This window comes from Anabaena cylindrica UHCC 0172 (genome assembly GCF_034931625.1).
Taxonomy (GTDB): Bacteria; Cyanobacteriota; Cyanobacteriia; order Cyanobacteriales; family Nostocaceae; genus Anabaena; species Anabaena cylindrica_A.
Map to the genome: position 1 here is coordinate 64,415 of NZ_JAYGGY010000084.1, position 24,706 is coordinate 89,120.

General features: G+C 36.9%; 15 protein-coding genes. 11 read left to right on the top strand and 4 right to left on the bottom strand.

What is annotated here, in order from left to right:
- Positions 1-41 precede the first annotated feature (41 nt).
- Together kdpC and VB713_RS17625 are read left to right on the top strand one after the other, a co-directional pair.
- On the top strand, positions 42-653 hold the full coding sequence (kdpC, locus tag VB713_RS17620) for a K(+)-transporting ATPase subunit C (RefSeq protein WP_323312814.1): 612 nt from the start codon (positions 42-44) through the stop codon (positions 651-653).
- Positions 654-667: 14 nt separating this feature from the next.
- Positions 668-1,789, top strand: coding sequence for a sensor histidine kinase KdpD (locus VB713_RS17625; protein WP_323312815.1), 1,122 nt, complete (start codon positions 668-670; stop codon positions 1,787-1,789).
- A gap of 140 nt (positions 1,790-1,929) precedes the next feature.
- On the opposite strand, the gene priA is transcribed toward VB713_RS17625, so the two are convergent.
- Positions 1,930-4,482 carry a primosomal protein N' gene (gene priA / locus VB713_RS17630; protein WP_323312829.1) on the bottom strand — a complete coding sequence of 851 codons (2,553 nt, stop codon included), beginning with the start codon at positions 4,480-4,482 and terminating at the stop codon, positions 1,930-1,932.
- A 782-nt stretch (positions 4,483-5,264) separates the two neighbouring features.
- Here priA and VB713_RS17635 point away from each other — a divergent pair.
- The 4 genes from VB713_RS17635 (at position 5,265) to VB713_RS17650 (ending at position 11,298) form a co-directional block, all read left to right on the top strand.
- Entirely contained in the window at positions 5,265-6,398 is a 1,134-nt protein-coding gene (locus tag VB713_RS17635; protein WP_323312816.1) for an RpoD/SigA family RNA polymerase sigma factor, read from the top strand.
- 558 nt (positions 6,399-6,956) lie between these two features.
- Positions 6,957-7,451 carry a GNAT family N-acetyltransferase gene (locus VB713_RS17640; protein ID WP_323312817.1) on the top strand — a complete coding sequence of 165 codons (495 nt, stop codon included), beginning with the start codon at positions 6,957-6,959 and terminating at the stop codon, positions 7,449-7,451.
- A gap of 149 nt (positions 7,452-7,600) precedes the next feature.
- The gene (locus VB713_RS17645; RefSeq protein WP_323312818.1) at positions 7,601-8,851 is read left to right on the top strand and encodes a hypothetical protein; all 1,251 of its coding nucleotides are present in this window, start codon (positions 7,601-7,603) and stop codon (positions 8,849-8,851) included.
- 143 nt (positions 8,852-8,994) lie between these two features.
- Entirely contained in the window at positions 8,995-11,298 is a 2,304-nt protein-coding gene (locus VB713_RS17650; RefSeq protein WP_323312819.1) for an NAD(P)-binding protein, read from the top strand.
- Between the two features lie 410 nt (positions 11,299-11,708).
- On the opposite strand, the gene VB713_RS17655 is transcribed toward VB713_RS17650, so the two are convergent.
- Together VB713_RS17655 and VB713_RS17660 are read right to left on the bottom strand one after the other, a co-directional pair.
- Positions 11,709-13,853, bottom strand: a complete 2,145-nt coding sequence (locus VB713_RS17655) for an NAD(P)-binding protein (RefSeq protein WP_323312820.1) — start codon at positions 13,851-13,853, stop codon at positions 11,709-11,711.
- An 88-nt stretch (positions 13,854-13,941) separates the two neighbouring features.
- Entirely contained in the window at positions 13,942-14,997 is a 1,056-nt protein-coding gene (locus VB713_RS17660) for a phytoene/squalene synthase family protein (protein WP_323312821.1), read from the bottom strand.
- Positions 14,998-15,502: 505 nt separating this feature from the next.
- On the opposite strand from VB713_RS17660, the gene VB713_RS17665 reads away from it, so the two are divergent.
- From VB713_RS17665 to VB713_RS17685, 5 genes are all read left to right on the top strand, one after another.
- Complete coding sequence (locus tag VB713_RS17665; RefSeq protein WP_323312822.1) at positions 15,503-20,884, top strand: AAA family ATPase; 5,382 nt, start codon at positions 15,503-15,505, stop codon at positions 20,882-20,884.
- A 182-nt stretch (positions 20,885-21,066) separates the two neighbouring features.
- The gene (petJ, locus tag VB713_RS17670; protein ID WP_323312823.1) at positions 21,067-21,399 is read left to right on the top strand and encodes a cytochrome c6 PetJ; all 333 of its coding nucleotides are present in this window, start codon (positions 21,067-21,069) and stop codon (positions 21,397-21,399) included.
- 319 nt (positions 21,400-21,718) lie between these two features.
- Positions 21,719-22,054 (top strand): cytochrome c6 PetJ, encoded by a 336-nt coding sequence (petJ, locus tag VB713_RS17675; RefSeq protein WP_323312824.1) that lies wholly within the window; start codon positions 21,719-21,721, stop codon positions 22,052-22,054.
- A gap of 98 nt (positions 22,055-22,152) precedes the next feature.
- A complete protein-coding gene (locus tag VB713_RS17680; RefSeq protein ID WP_323312825.1) occupies positions 22,153-23,070 on the top strand; it encodes a tetratricopeptide repeat protein in 918 nt (305 codons plus the stop codon).
- Between the two features lie 162 nt (positions 23,071-23,232).
- On the top strand, positions 23,233-23,460 hold the full coding sequence (locus VB713_RS17685; RefSeq protein ID WP_323312826.1) for a hypothetical protein: 228 nt from the start codon (positions 23,233-23,235) through the stop codon (positions 23,458-23,460).
- Positions 23,461-23,592: 132 nt separating this feature from the next.
- On the opposite strand, the gene VB713_RS17690 is transcribed toward VB713_RS17685, so the two are convergent.
- Positions 23,593-24,423 carry a hypothetical protein gene (locus VB713_RS17690; RefSeq protein WP_323312827.1) on the bottom strand — a complete coding sequence of 277 codons (831 nt, stop codon included), beginning with the start codon at positions 24,421-24,423 and terminating at the stop codon, positions 23,593-23,595.
- Positions 24,424-24,706 lie beyond the last annotated feature (283 nt).

Consider the following 24,706-nt stretch of genomic DNA (forward strand, 5'->3'; position numbering starts at 1 on the left):
AGGATTTTTTGTTGTGGTTTTTTAGCTAGGGAGATTTGAATATGAGTCAGAGACATCAAGTTGGTAAAGCAATTCGTTCGACCTTAGTTTTATGGGTGATAACATCTGTTATTTATCCGTTGTTTATGTTAATTTCGGGACAAGTTGCTTTTTCTGATCAAGCTAATGGTAGTTTAATTAAAAATTCTCAAGGTGTGATTATTGGTTCAGCTTTAATTGGTCAATCTTTTACGAGTGAAAAGTATTTTTGGGGTCGTCCCAGTACTACTAACTACAGCACGGCAGATCCAAAAAATGATGAAGATGGTATTTTGAAAACTGGTGTATCTGGTGCTAGTAATTTAGCTCCCAGTAATCCAACATTGTTAGAACGTATTAATGGTAATGAAGGTGAAATCAATAGACTTAAAAAAGCGGGTATCCAACCTACTGCTGATTTAGTCTACACCTCTGGTTCAAGTCTTGATCCTCACATTACTCCAGAAGGTGCAAAGGTACAAATTGCACGAGTAGCAAAAGCGCGAGGAGTTGAACCAAATCAACTGGAAACTTTAATTTCTCAAAGCACAGATGGTCGCTTTTTAGGTATTTTTGGTGAACCAGGAGTGAATGTTTTAAAGCTGAATCTATCATTGGATAAAATTAAGATATAAGTAGGAACTTGTTCATGTTTCATTCTAATATCCCCTCTCCTGACAATTCTTATATCCGCACGACCAGACGTGGAAAGCATAAAATTTTCATTGGTATGGCTCCTGGTGTGGGGAAAACTTACAAAATGCTAGAGGAAGCACATCAACTTAAACAAGACGGAATTGATGTTGTGATTGGGGTTTTAGAAACTCATGGGCGCAAAGATACGGCGGAAAAAACCATAGGATTGGAGGTGATTCCTAAAAAAGCTAGTATTCACAAGAATATCAACCTCCAAGAAATGGACACGGAAGGAATTTTAAACCGTTGTCCCCAACTGGTTTTAGTTGATGAATTGGCTCATACCAATATACCAGGTTCACTTAGAGAAAAACGCTATCAAGATGTGGAAGTAATTTTAGAATCTGGTATAGATGTTTATTCTACTGTTAATATTCAACATTTGGAAAGTTTGAATGATTTAATAGCAAGAATTACAGGCGTTGTGGTGCGAGAACGTATTCCTGATATTCTCTTAGATGAAGCTGATGCTGTTGTTGTTATTGATGTAACTCCAGAAACTTTAGAAGAGCGTTTGCGGGAAGGTAAAATCTATGCTACTGACAAAATTGAGCAATCTTTAGAAAACTTTTTTCAGCGTCGTAATCTGATTGCTTTGCGAGAATTGGCATTAAGAGAAGTAGCAGATACTGTTGAAGAAGAGGCAAATACTTCAACTAATGCTGGACACAGTTGTAATATCCATGAACGAGTTTTAGTATGTGTTTCTACTTATCCAAATTCGATTCAATTATTACGTCGTGGTGCGCGAATTGCCAGTTATATGAATGCCAGGTTATATACTATATTCATTGCAGATTCTGAACGGTTTCTCACTAAAAAAGAAAGTTTACATATTGATACTTGTGAGAAACTATGTCGAGAATTTTCTGGTGAATTTATTTATGTGAAAAGTAATAATGTTCCTCAAGCTATTGCCCAAGTTGCTGCAACTCATCATATCACCCAAATAGTTATTGGTGAAAGCCAGCAGCCTCGCTGGAAAAGATTCTTTAAAGATTCCTTTACGCAACGATTAATGGAGTTAATCAGAGATCAAAAAATAGATTTACATATTATTGCTACTGAAAAATAGGCAGGGGGAAAAAGAGTTTCAGACCTATTTACTTTTATTCAGACATTTTGGTTATCTCATGTCCACCTGACTTGAAAATAAGACCCCATCCCTAACCCCTCCCCGCAAGCGAGGAGGAGAATAATCAGCTACTTAATGAATCACATAATATTAATCGGGTCTACATCTATCGTTAAGCTGATAGAGGGGGGACAAAGCGCTCTGATTTCTTGCCAATCTGGTAAATTAGGTAATGCTTCATGGTCAAATTTAAGTAATATTTGCCAGCGATAACGATTCGCTACCCGTAAAATACTAGCTGGTGCTGGACCCAATATTTCAAAGCCTTCTTGATCACTGAAGGTTGTAGCGATGATTTGGGCTGTATTTTGGACTTGAATGGGGTCAGTACTACTCAAACGCAATAAAATTAATCTACCATAAGGGGGATAATTAAGTGCTTCTCTTTGTTCTAATTCTGCATTAGAGAAAGAGTGATAATCATGTTTTTGAACTGCTTCAATAACTGGATGTTCTGGGGTATAAGTTTGCACAATTACCCTGCCTGGATCTTCTCCTCTTCCCGCGCGTCCTGCTACTTGAGTGAGGGTTTGAAATGTTCTTTCATTGGCGCGATAGTCTGATAAATGTAATAAACCATCAGCAGCGACAACACCAACAAGGGTGACTTGGGGTAAGTCTAAACCTTTGGTGAGCATTTGTGTCCCTACTAATAAATCTGCTTCACCGTTGGCAAATTGGGTGAGTAAGTTGCGGTGTGCGCCTTTGTTGCGGGTGGTATCGCTATCAAAGCGAATTAGTTTGAGGTGGGGAAATTGGCGGTTTAATTCTTGTGCTACTCGTTGAGTTCCGCTACCGAAGAACTTTAAATAGGGAGAACTGCATTCTGGACAATGGGGGGGATGCGATCGCCCATAATTACAATAATGACATCTTAATAATTGCGGCGCACCCTCTTCTACATGGTGATACGCCAGAGAAACATCACAATTTGGACATTCCAACACATAGCCACAACTGCGACAAGAAACAAAGGTGCTATGTCCCCGACGATGAATAAATAATATTCCCTGCTGTTTTTTCTCTTGTAAATCTTCTAAAGCTTCTTGTAAGGATCTACTAAATATAGACCGATTTCCCTCCTGTAACTCCCGACGCATATCCACGATTTCCACCGGTGGTAAGGGACGCGAGTTAATCCGTTCAGGAAGTGAAAGATAATAAGAGGAAGGGGAGCAGGGTGCAGGGAGCAAGGGGGAAAGCTCTTTTTCTCTACCTCCTTCGTTTCCATGTTCTCCAACACTCACCCAACTCTCCAAAGAAGGGGTAGCGGAACCCAAAATTAACGGACAATTTTCTAATTCAGCCCGCCATTGGGCGACTGTACGGGCGTGGTAGGTGGGAATGGGGGAATCTTGTTTAAAGCTGCTGTCGTGTTCTTCGTCTAAAATGATTAAACCCAAATTAGGTAAAGGGGCAAAAATGGCGCTGCGAGTCCCAATTACTACTTGCGGTTCTCCGGTGAACATTTGTCGCCATGTGTCGTAGCGTTCACCGTCGGAGAGGGCGCTGTGATAAACCTGGACTCGGTTTCCAAATCGGGCGCGAAATCTGTCTGTTAGCTGGGGTGTGAGTCCGATTTCGGGAACTAAGACTAGTGCGGATTTACCTTGATTGAGGAGAGGTGCGATCGCTTGCAAATATACTTCTGTTTTTCCTGAACCTGTTACCCCATGTAATAAAACTTGAGCAAATCCGTTTAAAGATTGTATTATTTCTAGGGCGTTAGTTTGAGCATTTGTTAAAGATTTTGCCTGATCCCCAGCCATGAGAGGACTTTGTTCTCTGCGTAATATTTCCCGTTCTTCAATTACTATATATCCCTTTTCTACCAAAGCTTTGAGGATAGATGTACTGGCGCTACAAATTTGTAATAATTCGCTTTGCCATAATTCTCCACCTTGTCGCCGCAACACTTCAACAATTTCTCTTTGACGAGGGGTTAAATCTCGGTTAATATTATCTATTAGTGTTACCGCTTTTTGCAGTTTAGGTTGATTTTGTCGGGGCGGTTCTAAATAGTTTTCTGTTAATCCCAAACGTATTAGTTCACGAATTCCTCGATAGGAAGATTTAACTTTTTGTTGAATATAGTAATAACTGTAGTCACCTGTAGAGGTTTTTTGCAGTAGTGATAAAACTTGTTGGGCTGTGGGTGACATGAAAACAGAAGTATTGTTAGAGACATCTTGATCTCTTCCCAAGGAAGTCAAACGCAGACGACGTTGCGATCGCCCTAATAATCCTGGTGGTAAAGCCACCCGAATTACCTGAATTAGAGGCGTATAGTAATAAGCGGCGATGCGGTTGAGCAATTCCCAATAGGTGCTAGGGAAAAATTTTCTGCTGACTACATCTTCTACTTCCCGAATTTTCTCTGGTGCTAAATCTGCTGGCGGTTGAGACAAGAAGCGAATTGCGATCGCACCCACTTGTTGCGCCCCAAAAGGAACAGTTAAAATATCCCCTGGTTTGATTTCTAACTGAGGTGGTATTTGATATGTAAATAACTCTGAGCTTCCTGGACAATCTACGAGTACTTCAATCCATCTATAAACAGTTGTTTTTGATTGGTATGACTCCCCAGGTTCAGCTACGGCTACAGAAGATAATTGTACGCTATTAATATACATCATTTCTAACTTTTTAGACAGATATTGTTGCCATGCACTCGGAGAATATCGACCAAGCTCACTTAACTTTAACTGGTTATATTACTACAAGCAAACTGTATTTCGCAATACTTTTATTACCAATCATACTTGATAAGTTTTAACTTGTGTAATCTACTAGACAAATTAGTTTCTACAGTACGTGCAATAAATATTTGATATTGACTATACAAATGAACGTCTTTGATATGTAAATAAAACGTTTTTTTGTCTACTAAATATGGAGTATACTTTTTCCACCCAATGATAGATATTAAATACTTTTCCTATGTGAGATGCTTTTATACAATTAAGATTGTCCGGATTTTAAGCTACCATTTTTGTAATTTGTATCATTTGGGAAGCTTCCACTTCTATCCTCTAAAGCTAACAAAAATCTAAGAAAATACATGAAAATTTAAGACATAGGATTTCTGAGATGGAATTTTTATATTTGTTAAGGTTGAGAATGTTTGAAGGGGTTTGACATATTTGGTGATCAATAAAAAAATGAGGAATATGTCTGCTGGTAGTGGAAAAAGATGGTATTTTGGGTGCAAAGACAATATAAATTGTATCTAAAAGTAACCAAAAGCATGACGGATGGATACAAATTTTCATTCCGACTGAGGAATTTTCAAGAAAATTGTATTTTGCTTTCGTCAATGGGTGTATTCATCCTTAAAGGAAAACTACCAAGCCTCAAATGAGCGGCTGTCACTAAATTATGTACCAAACAAAGCAACAATCCCGAAAAAAAACTTATGAATATTGCTGAATTGGGAACAATGGAAATACTGGAGAACGCTGCTGATCATGAAGAACCATCACTTGATAGTTTGGATGCAGTAGTATTTGATGACTCTGCAATTGTAGAAAATTTGGAGTCAGAGGAACGGAATGGGGATGATATGGCAGCCGCTCGCCCTTCGGGATACAATAAAACCGAACATGACGATGCTGTAGGCGCATTTTTTAAAGAAATGGCGCGTTACCCTTTGCTAAAAGCCGATGAAGAGGTGGAGTTAGCAAGGCGAGTGAGGTTTCTCGAAGAGGTAAAAGACTTACAAGCAGCTTTGGAATTGGAACTAGGACAGCAACCGAGTAAAAACGAAGTGGCTGCTAAGTTGGAGATGACAGAAAAACAACTGGAAAGTCGGTTGTATCAAGGACGGGTGGCGAAGCGGAAAATGATTCGTTCTAACCTACGGTTGGTGGTATCTATCGCTAAACGCTATCTAAACCGGGGAGTTCCTTTTCTGGATTTAATCCAAGAAGGTGCTATGGGCTTAAACCGCGCTACAGAAAAATTTGACCCCGATAAAGGATATAAGTTCTCAACCTACGCTTACTGGTGGATTAGACAGGCGATTACTAGAGCGATCGCTAATGATGCGCGAACTATTCGTCTCCCTATTCATATTGTTGAAAAACTTAACAAACTCAAAAAAGCCCAAAGGGAACTCAAGCAAAAATTAGCTCGTAACCCCTCGGAAGCTGAAATGGCTGAATCTTTGGAAATTAGTGTTCAGCAACTTCGTCAACTTCAACAACTCCGTCGTCAAGCGTTATCTCTCAATCACCGTGTTGGTAAGGAAGAAGATACTGAATTGATGGATTTGCTGGAAGATGAAGATAACCAGTCTCCAGAAGCAAAAATGAATGAAAACATGATGCGTCAGGAGATTTGGGAAGTTTTGGGTGATGTCCTCACTCCAAGGGAAAAAGACGTGATTTCTTTGCGCTATGGACTGACAACCAGCGAACCCTGCACTTTGGAGGAGGTTGGCAATATGTTCAACCTTTCTCGTGAACGAGTGCGTCAAATTCAAAGTAAAGCTATGCGAAAGTTACGTCGTCCCCATATTGCTAAACGTTTAAAGGGGTGGTTGATTTAGTGGAGGAATATGGATTTAATGAACCGCGAAGAAGCGAAGAGCGCGTTCGCGTAGCATCCCGTAGGGATAGGAAGAGGGAAGAAGGAAGAAGAACAAGATTTAAACGGTTATAGCAGTAGCCGCAATTGTTAGGACATTTTTCTATTCCTTGTTCCCTGTTCCCTCTCTCAACAAGTGAATTTAATTTTGTCCGACTATTCACCCAAGTTGCTAGTTATCTAGTTGAGGCTGGTAATGGGTAATTGGTGATAAAATCCCAGACTTCATCCTGTTCATCCTTAAATCCTGGAAATCCTGTTCGCGTTCACGTAGTGTGACGTAGGCATAGCGTGGCGTATGCCATATCTGACAGTTTCCCTAACTAGCAACTTTCGTTATTATACTAAAAACGGGTTAAAAGTGTCATTCTGAACGAAGTGAAGAATCTCCGAGATACTTCCCTGCACTACGTTACGGTCAGTATGACATAAGTCCAAGTTTGACCCGTTTGCAGTATAGTTAAGAAAATTTATGGGCTTCGGTATAAACTATGGACTGTTGACTATGGATTAAATATTAATGACTTTGCGTAGTGATTTAATTGTGCGTTTTGCTGAACCAAATGATTGTCAGACTCTGTTTGCTTTAATTCAGGCTCTGGCAGAATATGAGAAGTTATCTCATGCTGTAACGGGTGATGCTCTGGCACTAAAGGAGCATTTATTTGGTTCACCAAAATATATAGAGGCAATATTAGCAGAATCGGCGGGGCAAGCTGTGGGGTTTGCCCTATTTTTTCATAATTATTCCACTTTTTTGACTAAGCCAGGAATTTATCTGGAAGATTTGTTTGTTTTACCGGAATTTCGACGACAAGGTGTTGGTAAAGCTTTATTGACTAAATTAGCTAAGATAGCTGTAGAACGAGATTGTGGGCGCTTGGAGTGGAGTGTTTTAGATTGGAATGTGTCAGCACAGGCGTTTTATCGCCACATGGGGGCAGATATTTTAGATGATTGGCGAATTTGTCGTGTGACAGCAGCGGGACTGACACAGTTAGCAGAACAAGGTTAATCAGTTCTTAAATAATGACATAGCTTTTTTGGAGTACCTTGATATTAACTGCTGAGTTTTGAGTATAAACCTAGTTGTATCGTTTATACTCGTATTAAGACATTTCGGTATATCACCATAAAAATCACCAAGTCTTTACCCAAAAGTATATGAATACAAATTGCCCTTCCCAAGCAATGCAAAATAGTTTTTATACTGCTCTTGGTGCTATGAGCGCATTTACAGAACTTTTTCAAGAACCACAAAATCTAACTAATTACCTTAATCAAGTTCAGCAAACGCCAGATCAACTACTCCAAGATTTAGCTGCGAAAGGCAAAAATATGGAGGAAGACATGGCGAATTTCGTTAAAGCTCATTGTTGTGGATGCAAAAAACCATCTTCCTATCCTCAGTATGTTGAACAAGCAGATGGCCAGGCTTTCAATCAACCCTATGAAATTAAAGGGACGACAATGTATGGCTTTGCGATTGAAGCTTCAATGTCAAAGCTTCAGGATGTGTGTGACAAATATCTCAATAATCCCAGCAATGGGGAGCTTGAATATCGTCCAGTTATGTCTCATGTCATCCTGACTATCAATAATTTAGACAGTTTAAGATCCATCAATCCTCCCGATTATGAGAAAGGAACAGTCCAAGAACAGGAAGTTGTGTTTTGGATGTTAACAGTGGTGGGGAAAAAAGTCGGGCCTGTATTTGTCGCTGAACGTCTGGCTTGGTTCATACCCTACATCTATGTCAATAATGCCACTCCGCTAGTATCAGGTAGGGAAGTGTACGGTTTCTTTAAACAATTTGGGACGGTGCAGATGCCCAAAATTGATCAACCACCAGATTTATTTACTTTGGACACCTTGGTATTTAAGGAATTTACTCCAGAAACCAAGGCTATAGAGGCTCGTTTATTGGAAGTTCGACGCATCTCCCAAGAGGGGAAACACCCAGCCATCAAGACTTGGGGGAATTTTGAAGAAGCAATTAGTGCGATCGCTAATTTACTCTTTGAAAAAAACAACGAAATTACTGTTCCTGGGTTGGGATTACCATTTAATCTCCTTGACTACCTAGTTAAAAAAATTGTCCCACTGGTGAATCTCAAACAATTTCGTGATGCAGAAGATAGTCGCAGAGCTTGTTATCAAGCCTTAATTGAATCCCCCATGCAACTACAAACTTTTCATGGTGGAAAACTTTTAGGTTTTGATGATTTCGGCGATAAATTTGAGTTGACAATCAATAAATTTGCCAGCCAACCCATCGTTCAAGATTTGGGTTTACACACAGGATATTCCCCTGGTAGCGAATCCATTCAAATCCCCATTAAATTAGCTTTCTTGCTTAATTTTGATTTCAGCTTTCAAAATGGAACTGCCGTTTGGCAAGCACCACAAAAATAATTACGAATTAGTAATTAAGCCTCCAAAAATCCAGTCCCCCTCCTCGCTTGCGGGGAGGGGTTAGGGGTGGGGTTCTTCGATTAACATTCATTACCAAGCTTTCACCTTAAATTGACACCAATATTAAATCAGGAAAAATCATCATGTCAGAAACATTTTCACCTAAAAAGATTACCATTTTAGGAGGAGGATTAGCATCCTTAACCACAGCCTATGAATTAACCAGCCAACCCGGATGGAATAACCTCTATGACATTACTATTTATCAAACAGGTTGGCGTTTAGGTGGCAAATGTGCAAGTGGTCGCAATCTCCAACCCCATCCACCATATCATGAACCTGATTACCGCATTGAAGAACATGGTTTACACATCTTTTTTGGTTTCTATGAAAATGCCTTTCGCCTACTAAATCAATGTTATGAAGAATTAGGAGGAAACGGACCATTTAGCACCATAGAAGACGCATTCAAACCTCACAGCCTGATTGTTCTAGAAGAATACATCAATCAGCAATGGGTAAACTTGCCTTTTTATTTCCCTAGAAATTCCCTAGTTCCCTGGGAAGGTGGTGGTGAATATTCTCTTTGGCAACACATTTGCACAACGATTAAATTCGTGCTTCAGACTTATACAGAAATCAATACTGGACAATCAAAATCTACAAACTGCTTAGAGAATTTTAATCAACAAATATCCCTTGGTAAAGAAATCATTGAATTCCTTTTAGAAGAGAGTCTTATTGAAGTTCCTAGCCAGTTAATACAACTCTTGTTACAAGAACCTAATCATTGGGGAGAATGGTTAAAAAATATCAACAATAATTGGGGGAAAGTCTTCCAAGAACTTGACTTTACTTCGGAAGAAATGTTTTTGAATCTTGCTTATAACTTCGCTCAATTCCTACCTGAAAATACCAAAACTCATAAACGAGAACAGCACCAATTTATTCTGAAATTAATCAATCGCTTTACAGAGAATTTTAGTAATTATTTAGATACTGACATTGAACAAAACTTTGAAATTCAGTGGCGGTTAACTCTGATTGATCTAGCACTAGCTAACATTCGGGGTTTATTGATCGATGGAGTCCTGATTTATCGTTCTTTAGATCACTTAGATGAGTATGACTACAAACAGTGGTTAAGGAAACACGGGGCGCGGGAAACAAGCGTTAATTCGGCATTTATCCGAGTTTTATATGATCTCGTTTATGGCTTTCCAGAAGGGAACACCAACAACCCTCAATTAGCCGCAGGAACAGCTATTCGTATCCTCATGACTATCTTGTTCCAGTACAACGGTGCAATCATGTGGAAAATGCAAGCTGGCATGGGTGATACGGTGATTACTCCTCTATATGAAGTCTTGAAGCGTCGGGGTGTAAAATTCAAGTTTTTCCATGTTGTCAAAGAGTTGCACCTTGATCAAAATCAGGAATCTATAGCCGAAATTGCGATCGCACGCCAAGTTAATTTAAAACATCCACAACAAGAATATCAACCTCTGATCCCAGTTAAAGACCTATTGTGTTGGCCTAATCAACCTCTCTATGATCAGATTGTGGACGCAGAAGCCCAAAAGCTCCAAGATCAGGAAATCAATTTAGAGTCCTATTGGACACCTTGGCAAGATGTGGAAACAATTAAACTCACAAAAGGTAAGGACTTTGATATCGTCCTCCTCGGTATTTCCATAGCTGCACTACCTTCTATCTGTCAAGAAATACTCCAAGCTGAGAAAAATCCTGCTCATCAACAATGGAAAAATATGTTGAACCAGGTGAAAACAGTCACTACTCAAGGTGGACAGATATGGCTCAAATCAACCTTGCCACAATTAGGATGGAAACTGCCCAGCCCCGTTCTTGGTGCTTATGTTGAACCTCTTGATGTCTACTCAGATATGAGTGAGTTATTGCCACGAGAAAACTGGCCTTCGGAATATTATCCCTACAACAGCGCCTATTTTACTGGCGTAATTGCAGATCCAGGAATTCCCCCCAGCAGTGAGTATAATTTCCCTAACCAAGAACAAATCAAAGTAGAAGCACAAGCAGTAAATTTCCTCACCAATCAAATTGGACATCTTTGGCCTGATGCAACTCTCCCCAACAATCCTCAAGGATTAAACTGGGATTTGCTCATAGATTTCCAAAACCGTCAAGGTGTAGAAAGGTTTAAAGCTCAATATTGGCGAGTTAATATCAATCCTACAGAGCGTTATGTACTTTCTGTTCCTAAAAGTACTAAATATCGTCTCAAAACAGATGCATCTGGATTCAATAATCTTTACTTAGCCGGTGATTGGATCAATAACGGTTACAATTCCGGTTGTGTAGAAGCTACAGTCATGTCAGCAATGCAAGCAACGCGAGCAATCCTACAGCAATGCTTTCAAATCAAATATACCAAGAAAATTATTGGTGAGTGGGATAACTGGATCTAGCTCAAGGATATATAAGACTCCTATCTGAACTGGACAGTCCGTAATGCTGGAAATGGGGTAGCAATTCAGAACTGGTGCGATCGCTTTTACCTCTCCACAGATAGCATAATCAGTAACGATGACAGTCAAGCAATCTGTTATTTAGATTCCTTGGCTGTGACACATTATTACTCTTATACTTCTTATTTTGAAGATATAGCGTTTCCCAATCTGGTGAAGTAAATTTTCAAAGCTAATAACCTTGTAGAACAAGATTTGTGTGTACCTCAGTAGCTCAAGAAACACTATATGTCCATTGATACAGAAGATTTCATTTAAATGAGGTACAAACTTGAATAATAAAACTCTTGTGGTGCGGGCATCTTGCCCGCAAGATATGTACCTCCTAACAGCGAAATCCGCTGTAACTCCTAAATATCTGATTCGCCCACTATTTTTTTTGGATAACCTGAAATTGCCCTAGATGCCTGCATTCCGGAGGTGACTGTTGATTCAATGTTGCCAACATTAATACCATTGCGAGTCCAATCACCAGTTAAGTAAAGATTTTCAAAACCTGATTGATCTGGTTTTAAACGATATTTAGTAGTTCCTTTAAGCGATAAAACATAACGTTCAGAAGGCTCAATATTTGCCCGCCAAAATTGAGCATCAAATCTTTCTATACCATTACCTTCTTGGGGATCTGAAAGTAGTTTCCAGTCAATCTCTTGGGAATTTTGGGCTGAGTTAATTTTTGGCCACAATATAGGAATATTTTCCTTAAACCAATGAATTGCCGCTTCTTTAACTCGATTCGTTTCTTTATCTGGAAATTCATGATCCGCAAAGGAGGGAATTTCTTCATTATCTGTCAAAGGTCCACAGAAATAAGCGATATTACCCGGAAAATTATCGGAATTCCAGCTTTCTTGAACATTGAGGTGACTCATATCAGCCCAAGTATTAAAGGGATGTGCATAAGCATCGACTACAGGGCTAGGCATTATCCAACCTAATTCTTTTAAATCTGGCTTTAGCCAAACTTGAAGTGCTTGAGTTTGTACAGTTTTAACTTTTTCAACCATCTCTTGCCATTCTTGACGAGCTTGGATTAATTCTGGGCAAATATATTTCAATGCTCCTAGAGAAATGCCTAGTACAACTAAATCAAAATCTTCTCCCTTATTGAGGGTGATTTCTTCAACATCTGTCCACTGTGTCCAGGCAGATTCTAGATTAATATTCTTAGTTTTGAGTTCGTCTCCTTCTATAATCTGGTCGTAAAGAGGAGTGCTAGGCCAGCAGGGTAAATCTTTAACATTAATAAGTGGTTTGTAAATATCATTTTTCAGTGTCACTTGACGACAAATCTGAATTTTAGATATTGTTTTCTGATTCTCATCAAGCTCCAAGTTTTTGATACGATGGAAAAATTTGAATTTCACCCCACGTTGTTTGAGAACTTCGTACAGTGGAGCAAAAATTGTATCTCCCATTCCCGCTTGCATTTTCCAAAAAAATGCACCTTTATAAGAAAGCTGCATACGGAGATAGGAACGCAATCCAGTTCCTGCGGCTAAATTTGGACGATCTACGTTACCATCTTCATAACCAAAAACAAGATCATAAAGACCTCGCACTGATGGAGAATTAATGCAGTATTTGGTAGCACCATGTTTGGCCAACCATTCTTGAATGTCATAATCATCAATTACATCTAAACCATTAAACATCAGACCATCAATGATTACACCGCGAAATATTGTGTAAGCCAAATCTACACTTATCCAAAGCCGACGAAATTTGTGGTGTGTTTCTATAATTTCTTCAACATTTCCAAAAAGCCAATTTTTAAACTTTTCTAGCAACCAAAGTAGAGCTTGGTGTTGAACCGCTTGGTGCTTACAAGGCTCTTGAGGTATTTTTTGAACCAACTTCTGGGCAATATGCAGGAAGGAAATTTCATGAGGTAAAATGTGAGTATCCCACTCAATTTCCATCTCTTTCAATAAAGATGCTAACCAGGTGGGAATTTCGTTTATTTGAGGACATGGTTCTTCGTCATTTACCAAAGTATTAAGTGAATAAGATGAACTTTGGAATTGATTGACCATAAACTCTATGAGCAAACACATATGTCCCCAAATAGAAGGTACTGCATTTCCTTCTCCTGGTAATGAATCATTGACTGGAAAATCAAATGGCCAGGGAATCCACTGTTGATTGATATATTCTGGGACAACGATGAAGTTGTGTGGTTTAAAAGCATCTTGCCATGTTGCCAATGGCATTTTAGGATCTCGTCCTAATTCTTCATAGCACTGACGCATAACTTTAAAAGTGTTTTCGTAAGATCCCATGAAGATGTGTAATCCATGTTCTTCAATTCTATCTTGGGCATTTAGATTGCGTCCACTTGCCCCTTTTCCACCTAGTCGCCATCCCATTTGGTAAAGGGTAATATCATATTTTTCCTGCCAGTCTGGTTGATTTGTTAACTCAAATGCTGTAGTTAGGGAAGCCATACCACCTCCCAAAATAGCTATTTTCTTTTGATTCAGAATTTTTGACATTATTTTTTCCTGCACCTAAAACTAAGGAAAGAATCAATCTTATTATTTCTCTACAAACATATCTGCAATTCTACAAAGCCAAGTTCACTTATATAAAAGCTACTTCTACAAGAGTTTGTAGTTTTTGGCTGTACTCTAGTAGTACATTATTATCACGCACCATCAATTTGGCATCTTCCATGCACTGGGAGAAACAACTGCGGGAAATTTTGACACTATGTTCTGGTGTAAATAATTTTTCGTGCTGTTGTGCTGCTGAGAGTAGTGTTTGGTAAGCAGGAAGTAAACACATTAAGCTGGCTAGACGATAACCGACAGCTTCATAGGGTATATCTATCACGTAAGAAACAGAATTATTTATCTCAGTAATGACATTGCTTAAAATCTTTTGCGTCCACTTTTTTGGTGCGCCTTTTAATAACAATGGTAAGTCATCAACTTCTTTTATCCATACATCTGGTAAATAGCATATACCATTTGCCAAATCTTCAGGAAAATCTTTAACTATGTTAGTTTTTTGTAAAGCTTGACCACAGGTTTGACTATGTACTAAAAGACGTTTAGCAGTATCTGCATTGAATTGGTAATGGTCTATGGCTAACTCTGTACCCATGAGACCAACAGTACCAGCGGCAAAATAACAGTAGGAATTATAATCACTTTCTTCAGCTAAGATACGCACACCATTACGTTTGACTATCTCAGGTTTTTGTTGTTCATCTAATATTTGTTCTATACCTTCAACCATAGCAGCAGCCCAGCGGGCTATTATCTCTCTAATGCCGTCTGGTATGAGTGTATAAATTTGCCATAACATTATTCCATTTTCTAAAGTCATTAATTCTTTTTGGTCGATATTTAGTCCCAACCAACTCTCAAGTGACCAGCTTGACAAAATATTTGGAGCTATAGTTGGTTTTTTTAATAGTCGTTTAAACTCATCAAAACGAGTTTTTTTCCATTTGAATGACATTTGGCAGTCTTCAATGTTATCAGCTACACGAAAAATTAGATAAGCAACAGACATGAAAGCATCTAACGGTTCTTCTAGGCAGGGAGTTACTAAAGCGAAAGAGCGAGAAACTTTATTCATGTATTCTTCTAGATACTTTTTCTGCTCTTGTAAAATATAAAACGTTAGCATTATTACTCTCCATTCAGTAATTAAGAATGAATTTGATGAAATAACTGACTCATTGTCCGAGCCGAGATGAACCAAAAAAGTTGATATGATTGTAATTTACAGGCTGATATGATGTTACCTTACTTAGTATACATTACTAAAAAATGGTTTCGGAGTTACTCTGAAGGATAAATTGTTATACTGAGTTACCCAGATTTTGATTTACCACACATAATCAATGACAAACTGTACTTAGAACACTACCTAATTTGATGTTGATTAAAATCGAGTAGATTACGTAGCTTTAGAGGTTGTTTGAAAAGAGTCTTTCTATTTAACGTTGAACGCAGCACAGCGGAGTGAAATATCTCTATATGTGCCTGAAACCCTAGATTTTTCTCTCTACTATGGCTGGCTATCAGAATCACGAAATAATACCTTCTCTGACTATTCTGTGCAGCCTCACATAAAATTGGTATAAGTCGTTCGGAAGTATTGAACAATTTCCAGAGTGTGATGATAAGCCATGATTAATTTATCTAATTACGAAATTTTAAAGTTAATTTATAATGGAGACAAAACTACTGTTTATCAAGCCAAAAGAAATGAGGATGGTAAATTAGTAGTCATTAAACTCTTAAATATAGATTATCCTAGCTTACAAGATATTGCTAAATTAAAATATGAATATGATCTCCTGAAAGATTTAGATATAGAAGGAGTAATAAAGGCTTACAGTTTAGAGAAATATAATAATAGTTTTGCGTTAATTTTAGAAGATTTTGATGGCATATCTATTGATAGTCTAATTAGAGGGCAGCAAGTTGAATTGCTTGATTTTTTGGAAATAGCAATCAAAATCACCCAAGCGATAGGTGAAGTCCATCAACATCATATTATTCATAAAGATATTAAACCATCAAATATTCTTGTTAACAGGCAAACACATCAAATTAAAATTATTGATTTTTCTATTTCATCTCTTCTTCCCAAAGAAAAACCTAAATTTAGTAATCCTGATTTGCTAGAGGGAACCCTCGCTTATATATCCCCAGAGCAAACAGGAAGGATGAATCGCTCGGTTGATTATCGTACAGATTTATATTCTTTGGGAGTTACTTTTTATGAAATGCTAAGTGGGACATTACCCTTTGATGTTACTGATTCAATGGAATTAATACACTGTCATATTGCCAGACAGCCAATACCAGTAGATCAGTTAAAACCAGAAATTCCTCAGGTGATTTCTGCAATTGTTATGAAGTTACTTAATAAGACGGCTGAAGAAAGATATCAAAGTGCGTTTGGACTCCAATATGATCTAGAAAATTGTCTAAATCAGCTAGAAAATATTGCTCGGATATCTAGCTTTTTAATTGGACAACATGATCAATCTAGCCAATTGCAAATTCCAGAAAAACTGTATGGTCGAGAAGTAGAAATAGCAACTTTATTAACAGCCTTTGAGCAAGTCAATCAAGGACAAAAAGAGTTGATATTAGTTGCTGGTTATTCAGGAATTGGTAAGTCAGCTCTAGTTAATGAAATTCATAAGCCTATTATCCAAAAGAAAGGCTATTTCATTACAGGTAAATTTGAGCAATTTAAACGTAATATTCCCTATGCTTCTCTCATTCAAGCTTTGCAAGAATTGATTAGACAATTACTGTCAGAAAGTGATGTACAGTTAGCGACTTGGAAAGAAAAGTTATTACAAGCATTGGCTCCTAATGCTCAGATTATTATTGATGTAATTCCTGAATTAGAACTCATTATCGGTGAACAACCAGCATTACCTCAACTAGCTGCACATGAATCTCAAAATCGCTTCAATTTGTTTTTTCAAAAATTTATAGGTATCTTAGCTAAAAAAGAACACCCATTAGTTCTGTTTTTAGATGATTTGCAATGGGCAGATTTAGCTTCTCTGAAATTAATTCAACTATTATCTACAGATATAGAAATTCAAAATTTATTAATAATTGGAGCCTACCGAGATAATGAAGTAGATAGCACTCATTCATTAACTTTGACTTTGCAGGAAATTGAAAAAACTGATGTAATTATCAGGACAATTAACTGTCAACCTTTAAAAATAACTGACATATACCAATTAATTATTGATACTTTTAAATGTGAACTAGAAAGAGCCAAGCCACTGGCAGAGTTGATTTTCAATAAAACTGGTGGTAATCCTTTCTTTTTAACTCAGGTACTGAAGTTTATTTATCAAGAAAATATACTTTTATTTGATTTCACTACAGGTAGTTGGCAATGGAAAATTGAGCAAATTCAAGAAATAGGTATTACCGATAATGTTGTTGCATTAATGCTCGATAAAATTCAAAAATTACGGGAGTGTACACAAAATACTCTCAAATTAGCTGCTTGTATTGGCAACCGATTTAATTTAGATATACTATCTGTTATTAACGAAAAATCTCAGAAAGATACAGCAGAAGAATTGTGGGAAGCTCTTGAGGTGAGTCTAATTCTACCGCTTGATCATAGTTATAAACTCCCTCAATTTTTAGAACAGATTGATGATTTTATCATTGATTATAAATTTCTCCATGACCGAGTCCAACAAGCAGCTTATGGGCTGATTCCAGACGAACAAAAAAAGGAAGTTCACTTAAAAATTGGTCAATTACTTTTAAATAATTTAGACCAAAAATTAAGAGAAGAAAAAATATTTGAGATTGTTAACCACCTAAATATCGGTGCTGAATTAATTGATTTTCAAGTAGAAAGATATAATCTGGCTCAATTAAATCTAATAGCTGGAAGCAAAGCGAAGGATTCTACGGCTTATGAGTCTGCGATCAAATTTTTTAAAATGGGCTTAGAAATGCTATTAAATGATAGTTGGCAGACTCATTATCAATTGACACTAAATCTTTATGTAGAAACAATAGAAGTAGAGTATTTAAATACAAATTTTGAGCAGGCAGAAAAACTTTTTGATATTTTTATACAAAATAGCAAAAATATTCTTGATACAGTTAAAGTATATGAAAAAAAGATTCAATCTTATGTTTCTCAAAATAGGATGAGAGAAGCATTAGATATGGATTTACAAGTTCTAAAAATGCTCGGAGTTAACTTATCTGAAAAACCACCAGCAGAATTGAGAATTGAGGAGTTAGCTAATCTGCCAGAAATGACTGATCCTAGTAAACTCGCTGCTATGAGAATGTTGATTACTGCAATACCTCCTGCTTATTTTACAGAACCTACACTTCATCCATTGATTGTTTTTACAATGATTGAGCTTTGTCTCAAGTATGGAAATTCATCTTTAGCCGTACACGCTTATGTTTCCTATGGATTAATATTAATAATTATACCGAAACCTCTGCGAGATATTGAATTAGGATATCAATTTGGTCAATTGTCTTTACAACTTTTAGATCGGTTCGACACTAGGGAGATAAAGCCTAAGTTTTATGCCGTATTTAATATGTTTATCAAGCATTGGAAAGAGCATATTAGCGCATCAATAAAACCTCTAGAGGAAGGATTTAAACTTGCTTTAGAAATAGGTGATTTTGAATATGCTAGTTACAATGCTTTATTGTCTTTTGCCCATCATTTTTTTGCTGGAGAAAATTTAAAATTACTTGAAAAAAATCAGGATCAATATATAATTATTTCACAAAAAATAAAACAACATTATTTTACTTTTGCTCTAAAAATATTTAGGCAGACAGTATATGATTTTCTTAGAGAAGAAGGAAATGATTCCTATCTAGAAGGGGAAATTTTTAATAGTTCTATGATTTCAAATTTGACAGAAAATAATACTGCTAATTTTTATGTATATTTTGGAAAAATCATTCTTTCTTATTTCTTTAAAAACTATAGTATGGCTATTGCTAATGTTCATTTAGCTAAACAATATGAAGTTGGCATCAATGGAACTATTTATGTAGTACAGTATAATTTTTACTATTCTTTATCACTTCTTGCTTTCTGTTTGGAACGCAGTACTGAATCAAATTTAGAATATGAAAATGAATTAAAAGAAGTTTTAGAAAAAGTAGTAGCGAATCAAGAGCAATTACAGGAATGGGCTTTCCATGCTCCAGTCAATTTTCAGCATAAGTATGACCTTGTAGAAGCGGAAAAAGCTAGAGTTTTGGGACAAACCCTAGTAGCAATGGAATATTATGATCAGGCTATTCGGGGTGCAAATAATAATGGATATATTCAAGAAGAGGCTCTAGCTTATGAACGCGCAGCAGAATTTTATCTTGCTTTGGGAAGGAATGAGTTTGCTTCATTATACATGAAGAAGGCTCACTATGGTTATACGCGCTGGGGTGCGATCGCTAAAGTTAAGGATTTAGAGTCAAGATATCGAGAGTTAATTTCCCAGTCCTCCACAAAAAATAAAGCACATACAACGGAGACGACGATTACTGTAACCGCTACTAGTTCTAAAACAAATAATCTGGATTTCATAACTGTTATTAAAGCATCACAAGCATTATCTGAAGAAATTCTTCTGGATGAGTTACTAGAAAGTTTAATGCAGATTGTGATTGAAAATGCTGGTGCTGAAACTGGTTATATGATTTTAGAAAAAGAAGGAAATTTATTTATAGAAGCTAAAAAAGGTGTTGATAAAAAAGAATTTAAATCTCATCAAATAATTGACGATAACGAATATTTACCTATATCTTTAATTAGATATGTGGAAAGAACGAGAGAAGATATAGTGATTAGTAATGCTACTTCTGATGGAATATTTACAACTGATCCTTATATTATTAAAAATCAAGTTAAATCTATTTTATGTATGCCTATTGTTCATCAAGGTAAACTTATTGGTATTCTTTACCTGGAAAATACTTTGATTGTAGGAGCATTTACTCCTAATAGGCTTCTGGTCTTAAAAATACTATCTTCCCAAGCTGCCATTTCTTTAGAAAATGCTAGACTCTATGCAAATTTAGAGGAAAAAGTTATTGAAAGAACTCAGGAATTAAATGAAAATAATCGCAGATTGCAAGAAACACTAAGTGAGCTTAAATTTACACAAACCCAACTTATTCAAACTGAAAAAATGTCTAGTTTAGGGCAAATGGTTGCAGGTGTTGCCCATGAAATCAATAACCCGATTAGCTTTATTTCTGGTAATTTAACTTACATTGAGGAGTATGTAAATAATCTACTTGCTTTAGTTAAACTTTATGAGGAAGTATATCCTGATGCTCCATCAATAATTAATGATTACATAGCCAAAATTCAACTTGATTTTCTGAAGGAAGATATACCTAAAACTCTGTCTTCCATGACAAATGGTACGCAGCGGATTACTGAAATTGTGCTGACATTACGTAACTTTTCCCGACTTGATGAATCTGATATGAAGCTTGTCAATATTCATGAGGGAATTGATAGTACTTTGATGATTTTGAAGAGTCGTCTTCAAGCTAATGGGAAGAGTTCTGCTATTGAAATTATCAAAAATTATGGTGATTTGCCCAACGTTGAATGTTTCCCAGGACAATTAAATCAGGTATTTATGAATATTCTGGTTAATGGTATTGATGCTTTAGATGATTTTAATCGGCAACAAATAGCAGCAGGTAATAATCATCAAAAAACTATTATAATTTCCACTAAAATAGTAACTCCTAATCGGGTTAATATATCTATTAAAGATAATGGAAAAGGGATGAGTACAACTGTTAAACAAAAGATATTTGATCCCTTTTTTACTACGAAACCAGTGGGAGAAGGTACTGGTTTAGGATTATCCATCAGTTATCAAATTATTGTGGATAAACATCATGGTACGATTGAGTGCATTTCTGAGCTTGGAGAGGGTGCAGAGTTTGTAATTGAAATTCCTCTACAACAAAAGCAGTCTATCAATGCTATTAATCAAGTTATTTAAACAATATTTAATCTTTACTCAGAAACTTTAGTTAATATTAAGATATTAAAATCATAGATGCAAATTTACTAATTTTAAGAGTGAAGTTTGACGGCTTGTCTTTTGACTCAGATGATGACTCGGATGAGAATTATATAAGGATATTGCACCTAATTCAGCGATTGTCGTAGAGAGAACACGAAATGAAAAAGATTATTTCTATATTACTGTTAGGCATTACTATCTTCACCTTTGCCTTCAGTAATCCCGCTTTAGCAGCTGATGCTGCTGCTGGAAAAGCAGTATTTACAGCTAATTGCGCTTCTTGTCATGCGGGTGGTAAGAATCTAGTTCAAGCTGACAAATCCTTGAAAAAGGAAGATTTGGAAAAGTATGGTATTTATTCAGCAGCAGGTATTGTTGCTCAAGTTACAAATGGTAAGAATGCTATGCCCGCCTTCAAGGATAATTTAAAGGCAGATCAAATTGAAAATGTAGCTGCTTATGTACTTGAACAAGCAGAAGCTGGCTGGTAAGAAATTAGTTGACATCTGAGTTGCTCAATTAATAATTTGCGGGGCTTTTTGTCCCGCTAATTGTTTTACTTTCAACCTAATACTTGTCGGTTAATCCGTAAATGTTGGGTTTCCTAGCGTCAACCCAACCTACCTAATTTAATGTTTTTAGCTTAACCGACAAGTATTGACTCTCAACCCCGAAACTAACCATCAATCTATAATCCTCAAATTTGAAAACCAAGTTTGACAGCCTGTCGTTTGACTAATGTGACTTCATCAAAAGAGAATTACAGAAGATCTATCACTTAATCAGTGATTGTTGTAGGGAGAACACAAAATGAAAAAGATTATTTCCGTATTGCTGTTAGGCATGGCTATATTCACCTTTGCCTTCAGTAGTCCTGCTTTAGCGGCTGATGCTGCTGCTGGAAAAGCAGTATTTACAGCTAATTGCGCTTCTTGTCATGCGGGTGGTAAAAATTTAGTTAATGCTGCGAAAAGTCTGAAGAAAGCAGATTTGGTAAAGTACAATATGTACTCAGCCGAAGCTATCATTGCTCAAGTTAGCAAGGGGAAAGGTGCTATGCCTGCTTTCAGCGGTCGCTTAAAACCAGCCCAGGCTGAAAATGTAGCTGCCTATGTACTGGAACAAGCTGATAAAGATTGGAAGTAAGCTAATTTTTCATAAGTTGATCAACTCATCAATTTGCGGGGCTTTTTGTCCCGCTGATTGTTGATGGCTGAAATTATCAAAGGAGATGGTGATTCTTGATGAATTTCTGGAGATTAATTTTCAGTGTAATGATTATAGCTTTTTCTTTGATGTTTTTTACTCCTGGTGCCAATTCATTACCTGTTGCTAATGGTGAAATTACAGCTAGTGACTTGTTTAAGTTGGGTGTAAATCAATTGCAGGTAGGTAATTACAAAGCGGCAATAGAGAATTTAGATATAGCAATTCAAATGCGGAGTGATTTTAGTGCGGCTTATAGCGATCGCTGTTTGGCATATCTACAACTACAAGATTACCATCAAGCGATCGCAGATTGCACCCAAGCTCTGAATTTAGCACCAAATGACTCGGAGGCTTATCTCAACCGAGGACTAGCACTATACCGACAAGGACATTATCTCCATGCTATTGCTGATTATAATCAAGCGATCGCACTCAAGCCTGATAATTTCCGCGCTCACTACAACCAAGGTATAGCTTTTGCTGGAGAAGGTAATCACTCTGAAGCAATAATTGCTTACAACCGAGCATTAACTCAAATCGATCCCAGTACTACCCTACTGCTTGCAGATATATACAACGACAGGGGTTTAGCTTATTTGGAGGCGCAAAATTTAGCAGCGGCTATGAACGACTTTAATCTAGCAATTCGTCTCAACGCTGATGATGAGAGAGCCTACTTTAACCGGGGTTGTCTTGGTGAACGCAGTGGTAATTACTTGGACGCAATACATGACTTTTCCCAAGTGATTAGGCTGAAACCCATTCATGCTCTGGCTTACGTTAACCGAGGATTAGCTAACTATAACTTAGGATACTACCAAAGAGCGATCGCTGATTTACAACAAGCATCAGCATACTTTGAAAAGCAAGAACAGAAACTTGCCCATCAAAAAATCTTAGATATGCTGAAAATTGTGCAACAAGAAATCTCATTCACACAGGAAATTGCTTAACTCTCTTCTTCAGTAATTAATTACCCATCTGGGAAGGAATTGAAAAATAAACTTCCTTCCTTCCTTTTAATTTAACTATGGCAGCTTGTCTTTTGACAGTTTTTTTATTAATAGAGACAATTCCCCATAGTGATTGTTTTTACCGGGTATGAGTTCAGAAATATGAATAAGAGTTTCGTTTTCCTGCCAGTCTCTTTACTGAGTTTACTGGTAGCATTTCCTGCTGTAGCTAATGATAATAAAACTGAACCGAATATAGTAAATTCTGATATTCCTAATCTAAGTGAAATTGAATTACCCACTACTAATGCTCAATTATTAACTCAACAACCTGCAACAAACGAAGTTGAACAAGAACCTGAAATAGCAGTATTGAATTGCATAGAATAAGATATCAAGAATAATTGACCGCAGATAAACGCAGATAAAGACGGATCATTCAATTGATGTCATTATTTTATGCAGCTTATATAGAATTGGTATGAGGATATTAGATTGATACCACAGAGGAAAGTTGCATTCTTATTTCAATTCTTTGGATTTGAGAATTTCACTAGTACCTTTCTTAACAATCAGGGTTGAAGGAGCATTTCCATCTTCTGTAATCGGTTGTTCTATTATGTAAATATAATCTCCATTTTTCCAACCTGTAACACATTTTCCATCCCGACAAGAAATTTTACCACCTGTTAATTCAATACATTTACCTTTAGCGTCACATCCTTTATAACTAATATTGCCTGTATTATTAATTCCTGTCCAAGAGTCATGATTACTTGTTGTAATTGTCCAATCACCATTACTGATAGTATGTGATTTACTATTTACAAGTGGATATTTTTCTTTTGATATTTCTCCACTTATAATTTCATTTCCTGTAATAATACTTCCTGATATATTTTCAGAATTAGATGATCTTTGATCACCTAAAACTTCCATCTTGGTAATTATAGATTCCTGGCGACTTTTACCGCAGGGTTCAGCACTTTCACAATCATTCACTGATTCTATGGTGTAAGTAGCACGCACTTTTTTGTTTAAGAATTTTGCTTCTTCTGCACAAATTTCAAAACTTGCACCAACTTGGTGTTCAACGCCTTTTTCATCTACTAATGTGACATAACATAATAAATCGCCATTGACTAATTCTTTGACTGTACCAATTTGTGGTTGTTGACTTTTATTGGTGTTATTGCTGACAGTTGGAGTTTTTGGTTTAGTTTCTGTTTCAGGTTGAGATTGTGCAGTATTATTAGTTGATGTTTCTGATGTTGTATTAGTTGGTGAATTACTACAACTGACTAGAGAGATACAGGAAAGAATTAAGGATATTGTGGGAATTAATTTTCTCATGGATATTTTTTACTATTTTTTTAAAATTAGATTGACTTACAGCAGAAGTTAAGAGTTAGGAGTCAGAAGTCAGGAGTCAGGAGTCAGGAGTCAGGAGTCAGGAGTCAGGAGAAAGAAGAATATTTTTTTCTTCTGTTCCTTGTTTCCTGCTATATCAAATATTCTGTATCCTGAATCCTTATGAAATATTTAACGTAAGTTGCTAGTTAGGGAAAATGTCTGATATGGCATACGCCACGCTATGCCTACGTCACACTACGTGAACGCGAACAGGATATCCAGG